Consider the following 12,236-nt stretch of genomic DNA (forward strand, 5'->3'; position numbering starts at 1 on the left):
TTTTTATGCTGAATACTATTTGAGTATTTAATCGATGCGGGAGGTTGGAGGCCCACCGCATGATTTTGAATTTAACTCCAATTCAGGCGGTCTAAGTGGAATCCCTGTTGGTATTGTATGTGTATTGCAACTGCTTGTAAGCGCCATATTTGTAACCCCCGCTTCCAGCGTGGCGGCGGCTTAAATCAATAGCATTCAGAATTACGCCATTTACCGTTCTGCCCGCATGGGCGAGCCTTCTGACAGTTTCATTCAATTCGCCGAGCTGGGTTTTCTCGGCGCGCGCCACCAGCAGCAGGGTGCTCGCCAGCGGCGCCACCGAGGCGGTGTCGGCGGCCACCAGCACCGGGGCGGTGTCGATGACGACCAGGTCGTACAGCGGCGAGAGCTGTTCCAGCACCTGAACGAAGGACTCGCTGGTGAGCAGCTCCGCCGGATTCGGCGGCAGCACCCCCGTCGTCATGATGTCCAGGTTGGGCAGCACGCCAGGGCGGATGGCCTGCTTGAAGTCCAGCGTGCCGGCGATCAGCTCCGACAGGCCGGATGAGCGCGGAATCGAGAAGAACTGGCTGACCCGGCCCTTGCGCAGGTCGGCGTCGATCAGCAGCACCCGCTTGCCGGTGGCCGCGGTGATCGCCGCGAAGTTGACCGAGACGAAGGTCTTGCCAACGCCGGGTGTCGCGCCCGAGATGAGCAGCCGGTTGTTGGTCGCCTCCAGCATCGCGAACTGCAGCGCGGTGCGCAGGCTGCGCAGGCTTTCCACCGCCGGGTCTTCCGGCTGCAGGTGCGCCAGCACGTGCTTGCCGGCCACCTTGTTCTCGATGTTCCTGTCGATGGTGCGCTGCGCGGCGCTCAGCGGAACGCTGCTGTAGACGTTGAGGCCGGTATGGCTCTCGATCTCGGCCGGATTGCGGATGCCGCCGAAGAAGGAACTCCGCGCGACCGCCGCGCCGAAGCCGGCGGCCAGCCCGAGGATCGCCGCCAGCGCGATCACCAGCGGCCGCTTCGGCCACACCGGCTCTTCCGGAACGATGGCCTCGTCGAGCAGGCGCACGTTGCCGACCTTGCCTTCCTTGGCCAGCCGCATCTGCAGCGAGCTGTTGAGCAGCGACACGTAGAGGTCGGTGTTGACCTTGATGTCGCGCTGCATGCGCACCGTGTTCTGCTGCAGCTCGGGCATCTTGCGGATGCGCGCGTCGACTGTAGCGAGCGCGCTCTTCCATGCGGCGACCTGCGCGTCGAGCGTCTGCACGTTGGGGTGCTCGTTCGTGAAGCGCGACGTGAGCTCGCGCCGCTTCTGCTCGGCCTCCAGCAGCTTGGACTGCAGGTCGACCGTCTGCGTCAGCGCGTTCTTCGCCTCGTCGTCGAGGCTGACGGTGCCGTTCTGGTTGCGGTAGCGGTTGTAGATGTCTTCCGACTGCTCCAGCTGCTTCTTGAACTGCGGCAGCGCGCCGTCGAGGAAGCCCAGCGTCTTCTCGGCCTCGGCGGCCTTGCGCTCCATGTTCTGGCGCACGTAGAGCCGGCCGATCTCGTTGAGCAGTTGCGTGAGCTTCTCGGGGTCGGGGTTCTTCCAGCTCACGTCGAGCACGCCCGACTGCTTGCCCTTCTCGACGACCTTGAGCGCGTCCTGCAGCGCCAGCAGCGTGAGCTGGCTGGACGAGCGCACGAGCACGAACTGCGCGCCGGGCCTGGCCTCGATGCTGGTGACCATCAGGCTCAGGCTGCCGTTGGGAACGCCCGGCACCTTGGCCTCGAGCAGCGTGCCGACGCGGCCCTTCATCGGCGTGTCGATGTCGGGGTTGCTCAGCTCGTATTGGCCGTCGGTGCCCAGGGTCAGCGTGAACTGCTTGTCCTCGAAGTCGGCGGGCACGTCGAACCTGGGCACGAGGATCTTCTCGGTGCCCGTCACGTAGCCGGACAGGCCCATGAAGCCGGGGTCGGACAGCTCGGTGGCGCGGCGTGCGAGCCAGCTCCCCACGAAGGGCGCGTAGCGCGGCCGCGCGCTGATGTAGAGCTTGGTGTTCTCCACCGCCTTGCCGAGGATGGCGCGCGAGCGCAGGATCTCGATTTCGCCCGCGGCCGGCGTCTTCACGCTCAGCAGGGAGGAGGCTGCGTCGCCCAGGAAGCTTCCGGCTGAGTTGCCGGTGTCTTCCACCTGCACGGCGACGTTGCCTTCGTAGACCGGCTTGCCGAGAAAGGCGTACGCCGTGCCCAGCAGCACGGCGACGAGCGCGATGGCCGCGACCAGCCAGCGGTTGTCGATCAGGATGTCCAGGTACTCGGCCAGGTTGATGCCATCGCCATCCTCTTCCATGGCTTGCAGCGGCAGCGCGGCTTGCTGGGGTGCGTTCATGTCGGTTGCTGCTCGGGTTTCGTGATTTTCAGAATGCGGTCGATCCACGCGCGCGCGCCGGCATCGATCAGCGCCAGGGCGTGCTCGAACGCGGCCTCGTCCTTCCCGTAAGGGTCGGGCACGTCGTGCCCCTCGAACTCGGCGATGCGGAACACCTTGCCGCGCACGAAGGGGTAGGTCGACTCGAGGTAGCGGCGCTGGTCGCGGTCCATCACCAGGATCAGGTCGGCCTGCCGGCACAGCAGCTGGCTCACCTGCTGCGCGACGTGGTCCGAGATGTCGACGCCGCGCTCATGCATGAGCTTGCGCGCGGTGGCGTCCGCAGGCCGGCCGACGAGCGCGCCGGTGCCCGCGGAGAACACGCGCAGCCCCGGCAGTCCTGCTGCGAGCAGGCCTTCGGCCATGGGGCTTCGGCAGATGTTGCCGATGCAGACGGTCAGCACGGATCTCATCGGTGGTTCATGTAGACCTGGTCGGTGTTGTAGAGCGCCTGCGTCGCCGGCAGGATCAGGCTGGCCACGCGGTTCCAGGTGACCAGCGGCACGGAGTCGATGTAGACCACGTCGCGCGGCTGCAGCGGAAAGCGGTCGGCCAGCGCGAGCGCGGCTGGGTTCTTCGCGTTGAGATGGAAGATGGCCGGCGTGCTCCTGGCACTGCCGGCGTCATTGCTGCCGCCGCCGGTGTTGCGCACGACGTAGATCTGCCCCGTGTTGGCGGTGCCCAGGTTCGCGCCGCCGGCTTCGCCCAGCGCCTCGCTGAGGCTGAGCCTGCCGTTGTGCATGGTCAGCGCGGAAGGCTTGAGCACTTCGCCCGTCACGAACACCTTGCTCTCGTCGCGGTTGCGCACCTGCACCACGTCGCCGCTGTGCAAGGGGATGCGGCTGGCGCCGACGCCGATGTCCTGCAGCTTCGGCAGGTCGATGAGCGTGGTCTTGTCGCCGCGCGTGAGCGTGATGAACGAGCGGTCGCCGGCGGCCGTGATGCCGCCCGCGCGGTTGAGTGCCTCGGCCAGCGTCATCGGCACGTCGGTGAAGATCTGCAGCCCCGGCGAATTCACCTCGCCTTCGACGAAGGCGCGGCGGCTCCTGAAGGACTGGATGCGCACCGTCACCTGCGGGTCCTTGATGTACCTGGCGATCTGCCTGGCGATGAGGTCGGAGGCCTCGATCTCGGTCAGGCCCTGCATCTTCACGCGCCCGATGTACGGGAAGCTGATCTGCCCCGAGGCGTCGACGATGAAGCCGGGCGCCACGCTGATGCCGGTGGGATCCACCTGCTGGGAGATCACCGCACCGGCGTGGGGCAGCAGTTCCGGATGGTCGTAGACGACGACGCCCACTACGTCGCCGGGCCCGATCGTGTAGACCGGCGCCTCGCCGAACAGCGCCTTCACGTCCGGCGGCACCGCCGTCGGCCGCGCGTCGGCCATCGCCCGGATGAGGCCAGGCGAGATCGGCACCAGCCCCCCTTCGGCCGGCATGCCGTCGGCCGACAGGGCCGGCGCCGGACTCTGGTCGGGCTCGTAGGCCGCCACCGAGCCGAAGCCCGGCGCGCAGCCCTGAAGCGCCAACGCCCCGGCGAGGGCGGCACTCCAACCCGTCAGGTACAGGTAGCGTGACAAATGGAACTCCATTGCGAACTTGGTTATTTCAATAACTGCGATTGCCCATGCAAAGCCCGAGCCTGATTTGCATCGATTGCGCCGGTTAATTCTTTTTATTGAGGAAGAGTTAATCCGGGCATCGGCGATTTATCGGCGAGCCAGCGAGAGCGCGAATTGTCGCTGCCTTCGCAAGGCGACTTTTTGGTGGAGTAGACGCAAATGACGTGTCTATTCGTGCGTCGACCACGCCATGCACAGGGTTATGCGGAGGCGAGTTGCCCGCAGCCCTGTTTTCACTGGGGAAAGGGGGTGCGGAATGCCTGTTTTTCAGGCACTCCGGAAAGCCGAAACTTGCGACCTATTTATTACCCCGGACAGCCGGGAGATTGTGGTTTTCGCTCCACAAAGTCAGGTTCCATAGGGTTTTTGATATTGCGTTCAATTTTGTAAAAAAATGTGTCCCAGTAGGAGATGGCTGACAAGCCGTGGGGCGGTAGCATCAATGTGCCTGCCGGAGGCAACAAACTACTTCGAAACGGCGTCGCGGCCGTACATAACTCGGAGGCAGGCGCGGAAGTACGTTTTTCTGATTAATCCTGAAATCGGGCGCCCTGCGCCGGGGCTTCGGGCACCAAGTACGTGCAATGCCGTTCCATCGGGCCCGGAATAATTTCAGGCTAATTGGGCGCGTATTCCGTGCAGGTTCCGATTTGCTCAGAGACAGGCAAGACTTTCGTATTGCCCTGCAATTTCAGGAATTCCGGGTGACGGAGAATGTTTCATATTTCGATCATTGAAACCGGCCCGGATTGCCGCAAAGATCGGAATAAATCAGAAAAAAGAGTTCATGGGCGGCCGGGCAGGGCCGCACAAAGGTGCGAATCAGGGAGAAATATTGTGCCGAGCGTCGGCGAATTGAATGCGAATGTTTCTGTGCCGCCGGTGCGGCGGGCAGGCCCGTTGCAGGCCCGCGCTCATTCTTCGCGGTCGTCGCCCGGGTGGCCGAGTTGCTTCTTGGCGGAGCGCACGCCCCGCACCACCAGATAGAGAGCGCCGCCGGCAACCACCACGAAGCCAGCCACCGCGAGGCCGCCCATGCCGAAGGCCCACCACCAGAACAGGCCGCTGATGGGCAGCAGCACCAGCGCCACCAGCAGCTCGATGAAGATCAAACGCATCCGTCTCCCCTTGTTCTCGGACATGCAGGCAGCCTTGGTGGTGTGTAATAAATCGCTACGTGCATTTTGAGTGGCGAGAGGATAGCCCAAGAAGAAAAGCGGGGGTACAGGGTTTGCGGCCCCCGCAACCCCACCCCGTCTCTTCTTCAGTCTGCGGGCCGAACCTGTGCGCGGCCTGACTCTGGCCGGCGGACCGGCTCGGTACTCAGTACAGCCCGAGCTTGCGCGTGCGCAGCCGCGCCAGGCCCAGCAGCGCATCGGTGAAGGGCGTGGCCACCGCCGTCAGTTCGCCCAGTTCGCGCACCACCGTGACCAGCGCGTCCAGTTCCACCGAGCGCCCGGCCTCCACGTCCTGCAGCATGGAAGTCTTGAACGCGCCCAGCTTCTTCGTGATCTCGTGCCGGTCTTCGGGGCTCTGCGTGATCTCGATCCCGATGCGCCGGCCGATTTCCTTGGCTTCCAGCATCACCGCCGAGATGAAGCCGCGCACGTAGTCGTCGCCCATGATCAGGTCGGTGGTGCAGCCGGTGAGCGCGCTGATCGGGTTCACCGTCATGTTGCCCCACAGCTTGAACCACACGTCCTTCTGGATCTGCGGCGACAGCGTGGTGTCGATGCCGGTGCTCTTCAGCAGCGCCAGCAGTTTCTGCACGCGCGGCGTGGCCTCGCCCGAAGGCTCGCCGATGATCAGCCCGTTGCCGAAGTGGTGCCGCACCACGCCCGGCCCGTCGAGCGAGCAGCTCGCATGCACCACGCAGCCGATCACGTTGCGCGACGGGATCGCGCGCGCGATGGCCCCGTCGGGGTCCACGGCGGCGAGCCGGTGGCCGGTGATCTCGCCGCCGAAGCCGCCTTTCAGGAACCACCACGGCACGCCGTTCATCGCCACCAGCACGACGGTGTCGGCGCCGATCAGCGGTCCGATGCGCTCGGCCACGCCGGCCAGCGCGGGCGCCTTCACGGCGATGACCACCAGGTCCTGCACGCCGAGCGCCTCGGGGTCGGCCACCGCGTTGACCGGCACGCGCGTGCGCACCTCCCCACCCGCGCTGCCGCGCATCAGCGAGAGGCCGTCGCGCTGCAGTGCTTCCAGGGTGGCGCCGCGCGCCACCACGTTCAGCCGTTCGCCCGCCTGCGCGAGGCCGACGCCGATCCATCCGCCGATCGCGCCGGCGCCGTAGATGCAGATCTTCATGAGCTAAGCCGTTCCGGTTCAGTTGCGGTAGGAGGGATCGATGCGGTCCACCTGCCGCACCAGCGCGTTGAACACGTCCTGCCCCGCGCCGTGCTCGGGGCTGAACTGCAGCGCGTCGCGCGTGCAGCGCCGGGCGATCTCTTCGCTCACCGGAATGGCCTGGCCCATGGAGAAGGTGGCCATCTGGATCTCGCAGGCGCGCTGCAGCGTCCACAAAATCGCGAAGGTCTGCGGCAGCGTCTGTCCCCAGGCCAGCAGGCCGTGGTTGCGCAGGATCACCGCGTTGCGCTCGCCGATGCTCTTGAGCAGGCGCGGGCCCTCGTCGGCATGGATCGTGATGCCCTCGAAGTCGTGGTACGCCACCATGTCGTGCAACTGCGCCGTATAGAAATTGGTCTGCTGCAGGCCGCCCTGCAGGCAGGCCACGGCCACGCCGGCCGTGGTGTGCGTGTGCATCACGCAGTGCGCGCCCTCCAGCCCGTCGTGGATCGCGGCATGCACCGTGAAGCCGGCCGGGTTCACCGGGTACGACGAACCGTCGAGCACCTTGCCCTGCAGGTCGATCTTCACCAGGTTGCTGGCCGTGACCTCGCTGTAGTGCAGGCCGAAGGGGTTGATGAGGAACTGCTTCTCGCCGCCAGTCACGCTGTCGGGCAGCCGCACCGTGATGTGGTTGTAGATCATCTCCGTCCAGCCCAGCATCGCGAACACGCGATAGCAGGCCGCGAGCTCCTCGCGCGCGGCGCGCTCGTCGGGGTGGATCGAGGGATGGACCAGCGCAGACGTGGAAGACGGCGCGGTGGTGGCGATTGCGTTCATGGCAGTTCCTTCTATCTAGATGCTTGCCCACCGCGCCGGCCGGCGCCCTTCGCGGGAAACACCGCGGAACCGGCTTTGCCGGGCCGCCGGTGTTGCCCCTTCAGGGGGATTCGGCTACACGAAGCGGGCAAGAAACGGGGTGGTCCTATCCCTCCGCCGTGAAGCCGACTTCCTTGACGATCGGCGCCCACTTGGCGGTGTCCTTCTTCAGCAGTTCCGTCAGCTCGGCCGGCGTGGAGGACATCGCTTCCAGGCCGAAGGTGCCGAGGCCGTCGATCACGTCCTTCTGCGCGAGCGCGTTCTTCATCGCGGTGTTCAGCTTCGCCACCAGCTCGGGCGAGGCCTTGGCCGGCAGGAAGAAGGCGAACCACTCGCTGTGCGCCATGTCCTTCAGGCCCTGTTCGCCGAAGGTGGGCACTTCGGGCGCGAAGCGGCTGCGCTTGGCGCCCGACACGCCCAGGATGCGCACCTTGCCCGTGGGCAGGTGCTGCGTGATGTCGCCGATCGGGCCCGAAACGGCCGAGATGTTGCCGCCCAGCAGGTCGAGCATGGCCGGCTGCGTGCCGCGGTAGGCCGCGTGCTTGAGCTCGACGCCGCCTTTCTTGCCCAGCAGCGCGCCGATGAAGTGGGGCGTGGAGCCGGCGGCCGGCGAGCCGTAGTTGGCGCCCGCCGGGTTGGCCTTGGCCCAGGCCAGGAACTCGGGCACGCTCTTCACGCTGGCCGGCACCGCCGGGCCCACCGCGAAGCCGAAGTCGAAGATGCAGGCCAGGCTCACCGGCGTGATGTCGACCATCGGGTCGTACGGCAGCTTCTTGTAGATGTGGGGGTAGATCGTGAGGATCGAGGTCGGCGTCTGCAGGATGGTGCTGCCGTCGGCCGGCTTGCCCTTCACGTAGCCCACGGCGATCTGGCCGCCGGCGCCGGTGCGGTTCTCCACCACCACCGTCTTCGCGTAGTCGCCGCCGAGCTTGGTCGCCAGGCGCCGGCAGGTGGTGTCGGAAGTGCCGCCGGCCGCGAAGCCGGTGACGATGGTGGCGGTCTCGATGCTCGTCGTCGCCTGCGCGAAGACGTTCTGGCCGATGCTTGCCAGCAAGGCGGATGCGCTGGTGGTCTGCAGGATCTGGCGGCGCGTGAAGCTCATGGTGTCTCTCTCCGGACGGTGGTTGTGGAGGGTTCGATCAAGACTCGTCGCGCAGCCAGGTGACCGCGCCCGAGTGGGTCACGGCGCCCTGGTGGGCAGGGCGCACGGTGAGCGCATATTTTTCCAGCAGGCCGCCGCGCGCGACCCCCGCGTTTACCTCACGTCCGGCAAGCCGCGACGCGATTTCCCCGGCCGTCAGGTCGACCGTGATGGAGCGCGCTTCCGCCCGTGCGTCGATGGACACCATGTCGCCGTCGCGCAGCGCCGCGATCGGGCCGCCGTCCGCCGCCTCGGGGCCCGCGTAGCCGATGCACAGGCCGCGCGTGGCGCCCGAGAAGCGCCCGTCGGTCAGCAGCGCCACCTTGTCGCCCATGCCCTGGCCGTAGAGCAGGGCGGTGATGCCCAGCATCTCGCGCATGCCGGGGCTGCCCTTGGGTCCCTCGTTGCGGATCACGATCACGTCGCCTGCCTCGTAGCGGCGGTTCTGCACGGCCGTCTGCGCTTCTTCCTCGGAGTTGAAGACGCGCGCCGGGCCGCGATGCACCAGCGTCTTCAGCCCCGCGGTCTTCAGCAGCGCGCCGTCGGGGCACAGGTTGCCCTTGAGCACAGCCAGCCCGCCGTCGCGCGTGATCGGGTTGCCGGCCTCGCGCACCACGCGGCCGTCGGGTGCGAGCGCGCCGGCCAGCTCCTCGGCCATCGTGCGGCCGGTGAAGGTGAGGGCGTCGCCGTGCAGGAAACCCTGCTCCAGCAGCGTGCGCAGGATCACGCCCGCACCGCCGATGTAGAACACGTCGCGCGCCAGGTACTTGCCGCCCGGGCGCAGGTCGGCGATGAGCGGCGTGCGCGCGAAGATCTCGGCCACGTCGTCGAGATGGAACCTGATGCCCGCCTCGTGCGCGATGGCCGGCAGGTGCAGCGCGGCATTCGTCGAGCCGCCCGTGGCCGAGACCACGGCGCAGGCGTTCTCCAGCGCCTTGCGCGTGACGATGTCGCGCGGCAGCGGCCCGTCGCCCATGACCGCCTTCATCAGCGTCTTCGCGGCACGGCGCATCAGCGGCGCGCGTTCGCTGAACACCGCCGGCACCATGCTCGATCCGATCGGCGCCAGGCCCAGCGCCTCCGACACCATGCCCATGGTGTTGGCCGTGAATTGCCCGGCGCACGCACCGGCGGTGGGCAGGCAGGCGCGGCTCATCGCGTCGAGCTCGTCGTGCGTGGCGGTGCCGGCCAGCACCTTGCCGATGGTCTCGTAGGTGTCGACCACGTTCAGGTCCTGCCCGTCGGGGCCCGGCATCTGGCCCGGCAGCGCCGAGCCGCCGTGCACGAACACGCTGGGCACGTTGCAGCGGACCATGCCCATCATCAGCCCCGGCAGGTTCTTGTCGCAGGCGCCGATGGCGAAGATGCCGTCCCACTGGTGGCCGCGCGTGGAGGCTTCCACGCTGTCGGCGATGAGCTCGCGCGAGATCAGCGAGAAGCGCATGCCCGAGTGCGCCATCGTCAGCCCGTCGCTGATCGACACCACCGGGCACTCGTGGGGCGTGCCGCCGCCGGCGTAGATGCCGGTCTTGGCGTGCTGCGCCTGCTCGCGCAGGTTGAGGTTGCACGGGCTCATCTCGCCGCCCGTGTGGAACACGCCGACGTGCGGTCGCGCGATGTCCTCGTCGTCCTGGCCCAGCGCGTGCAGGAAGCTGCGGGTGGTCGCGCGGATCGTGCCCTCGCGGATGGTGGCGGAGCGGAAGCGCTTGCTGTTCGGGTCGGTCGGCGTGGTCATCGGCTGGCGTGGGGCTGGCTGGGTTTCAGGAGGAGGTCAGAACATGCCGTTCTTGTTCGCGGCGGTCTCTGGCACCGGCTGCACCACGTCCCAGTGCTCGACGATCTTCCCGTTCTCGAGCTTGAAGATGTCGACGATGGCGCTGCCGCGCGTGCCCGGCTCGCGGATCGCGTTGACGTGCAGGATCACGTAGTCGCCGTCGACGAAGCTGCGCTTGATTTCACTGCGCGAATTCGGGAACTTCTCGCGCAGGAAGGCGATGAACTTGCGAAAGCCCTCGGGGCCGTCGGCCGCCGTCGGGTTGTGCTGCACGTAGCGGTTGCCCACGTACTGCAGCGCCGCGTCGGCGTCCTTCTGGTTCAGGCCCTTCTCGTAGAAGGCGAGCACCGCACGGCGGTTGGCCTCCTGCTGGGCGGTGGCGTCCTGCCTGCCGGAGCCCATGGGCGCGCAGGCGGCGAGGAACAGGGTGGCTGCCGCGGCCAGGGCCGCGAGGGTGGTGCGTTGCATGGCGAGTGCTCCCGGGTGAAGAAGATCAATAACCGTTGGGTGTGGCCGCGCCCGGCGCTGCCTTGTACTTCGCCAGCAGCTGCTTCGCTGCCGCCGCCAGCACGACCGTGTCCACGCCCACCGCCACGAACAGTGCGCCGGCCGCGAGCCACTTGCGCGCCTGTTCCTCGGTGGTCGAGAGGATGCCCGGCGCCTTGCCGGCCTTGCGGATGCGCTCGATGGCGTCGGCGATCACCGCCTGCACCTCGGGATGGTTGGGCTGGCCCACGAAGCCCATCGAGGCCGACAGATCGGCCGGGCCGATGAACACGCCGTCCACGCCGGGCGTGGCCGCTATGGCGTCGAGGTTCTTCATCGCCTCCACCGTCTCGGCCTGCACCAGCAGGCAGGTCTGCGCGTTGGCTTCGTGCAGGTAGTTGGGGTAGGCCTGCCAGCGCGAGGCACGCGCCAGCGCGCTGCCCATGCCGCGGATGCCTTCGGGCGGATAGCGCATGCCCTGCACCAGGCGCGCGGCCTGCTCGGCAGTGTCGACCATCGGCACCAGCAGCGTCTGCGCGCCGATGTCCAGGTACTGCTTGATCAGCGTGGTGTCGCCCACCGGGATGCGCACGATGGGGTGCGAACGGTCGGCCTCGGCCTGCGCCGACCATGCGCTGGAAATGCCCTGCAATTGCGCGAGCACCGAGCGCACGTCGTTGGGCGCGTGCTCGCCGTCGACCAGCAGCCAGTCGTAGCCGGTGCCGGCCAGGATCTCGGCCGCGTAGCCGTCGGCCAGCCCGACCCACAGGCCGATCTGGGGCTTGCCGGCCGCGAGGGCCTGCTTGAAGGTGTTGATGGGTGTGTGCATGGCGGTTTTCTTTCAGGCAAGGCGAAACGAGATGGAGCCTAGCGGGCCGTAGTCGGCGTGGAAGGTGTCGCCGGGCACGGCCGTCGTGGGCCGCGTGAACGAGCCGCCCAGCACCACCTCGCCGGCCTCCAGGCACTCGTCCCATGGCGCGAGCTTGTTCGCGAGCCAGGCCACGCCGGTGGCCGGGTGGTTGAGCACGGCGGCGGCCACGCCCGATTCCTCGATCACGCCGTTCTTGAACAGCAGCGCGCTCACCCAGCGCAGGTCCACCGCGTCGGGCTTCACGGGGCGCCCGCCCATGACGATGCCGGCGTTGGCCGCGTTGTCGGAGATGGTGTCGAACACCTTGCGCGGCGCCTTCGTGTGGCGGTCGAACTGCTCGATGCGCGCGTCGATGATCTCGATGGCGGGCACCACGTAGTCGGTGGCGGCGAGCACGTCGAACATGGTCACGTTCGGGCCCTGCAGCTTCCTGCCGAGGATGAAGGCCAGCTCGACCTCGATGCGCGGCGCGATGAAGCGGTTGAACGGGATGTCGCCGCCCTGCTCGAAGAACATGTCGTCCAGCAGCGTGCCGTAGTCGGGCTCGTCGATCTGGCTGGACTGCTGCATGGCGCGCGAGGTGAGGCCGATCTTGTGGCCCTTGACGGTGCGGCCCTCGGCGATCTTGGTCTTGACCCACTCGCGCGAGATGGCGTAGCCGTCCTCGACGGTCATCTCGGGAAAGCGCTTGGAGAAGTGCTCGACCTGCACGCGCGACTTCTCGCTTTCGTGCAGCTCGGCGGCCAGTTGGGCGATGGTGGCTTGGGAGAGCATGTG

Annotated in this window: 11 protein-coding genes; all 11 read right to left on the reverse strand. The window is 67.2% G+C overall.

Annotated features, from left to right (window positions below):
• Positions 1 to 91: 91 nt before the first annotated feature.
• On the reverse strand, positions 92 to 2,353 hold the full coding sequence (locus tag ABL838_RS01565; RefSeq protein WP_418118747.1) for a polysaccharide biosynthesis tyrosine autokinase: 2,262 nt from the start codon (positions 2,351 to 2,353) through the stop codon (positions 92 to 94).
• Complete coding sequence (locus ABL838_RS01570) at positions 2,350 to 2,805, reverse strand: low molecular weight protein-tyrosine-phosphatase (protein WP_418123802.1); 456 nt, start codon at positions 2,803 to 2,805, stop codon at positions 2,350 to 2,352. Before ABL838_RS01570 ends, ABL838_RS01565 begins: the two co-directional genes overlap by 4 nt.
• On the reverse strand, positions 2,802 to 3,986 hold the full coding sequence (locus ABL838_RS01575) for a polysaccharide biosynthesis/export family protein (protein WP_184640420.1): 1,185 nt from the start codon (positions 3,984 to 3,986) through the stop codon (positions 2,802 to 2,804). The genes ABL838_RS01570 and ABL838_RS01575 overlap by 4 nt, the downstream gene beginning before the upstream one ends.
• Before the next feature lie 944 nt (positions 3,987 to 4,930).
• Entirely contained in the window at positions 4,931 to 5,134 is a 204-nt protein-coding gene (locus ABL838_RS01580) for a hypothetical protein (protein WP_026346788.1), read from the reverse strand.
• Between the two features lie 205 nt (positions 5,135 to 5,339).
• Positions 5,340 to 6,329: a 2-dehydropantoate 2-reductase gene (locus ABL838_RS01585; RefSeq protein WP_418123805.1), complete on the reverse strand. Its 990-nt coding sequence runs from the start codon at positions 6,327 to 6,329 to the stop codon at positions 5,340 to 5,342.
• An 18-nt stretch (positions 6,330 to 6,347) separates the two neighbouring features.
• Positions 6,348 to 7,148 (reverse strand): class II aldolase/adducin family protein, encoded by an 801-nt coding sequence (locus ABL838_RS01590; protein ID WP_184640418.1) that lies wholly within the window; start codon positions 7,146 to 7,148, stop codon positions 6,348 to 6,350.
• Positions 7,149 to 7,293: 145 nt separating this feature from the next.
• Positions 7,294 to 8,289, reverse strand: coding sequence for a Bug family tripartite tricarboxylate transporter substrate binding protein (locus ABL838_RS01595; RefSeq protein ID WP_418123806.1), 996 nt, complete (start codon positions 8,287 to 8,289; stop codon positions 7,294 to 7,296).
• 37 nt (positions 8,290 to 8,326) lie between these two features.
• On the reverse strand, positions 8,327 to 10,063 hold the full coding sequence (gene ilvD, locus ABL838_RS01600) for a dihydroxy-acid dehydratase (RefSeq protein ID WP_184640414.1): 1,737 nt from the start codon (positions 10,061 to 10,063) through the stop codon (positions 8,327 to 8,329).
• Between the two features lie 36 nt (positions 10,064 to 10,099).
• Positions 10,100 to 10,570 carry an ester cyclase gene (locus ABL838_RS01605; RefSeq protein ID WP_184640412.1) on the reverse strand — a complete coding sequence of 157 codons (471 nt, stop codon included), beginning with the start codon at positions 10,568 to 10,570 and terminating at the stop codon, positions 10,100 to 10,102.
• A 25-nt stretch (positions 10,571 to 10,595) separates the two neighbouring features.
• A complete protein-coding gene (hpaI, locus tag ABL838_RS01610; RefSeq protein ID WP_369660019.1) occupies positions 10,596 to 11,417 on the reverse strand; it encodes a 4-hydroxy-2-oxoheptanedioate aldolase in 822 nt (273 codons plus the stop codon).
• A gap of 12 nt (positions 11,418 to 11,429) precedes the next feature.
• Positions 11,430 to 12,233, reverse strand: coding sequence for a 2-oxo-hept-4-ene-1,7-dioate hydratase (gene hpaH / locus ABL838_RS01615; RefSeq protein WP_369660018.1), 804 nt, complete (start codon positions 12,231 to 12,233; stop codon positions 11,430 to 11,432).
• Positions 12,234 to 12,236 lie beyond the last annotated feature (3 nt).

The organism is Variovorax sp. 160MFSha2.1, from assembly GCF_048305075.1.
GTDB lineage: Bacteria > Pseudomonadota > Gammaproteobacteria > Burkholderiales > Burkholderiaceae_C > Variovorax > Variovorax guangxiensis.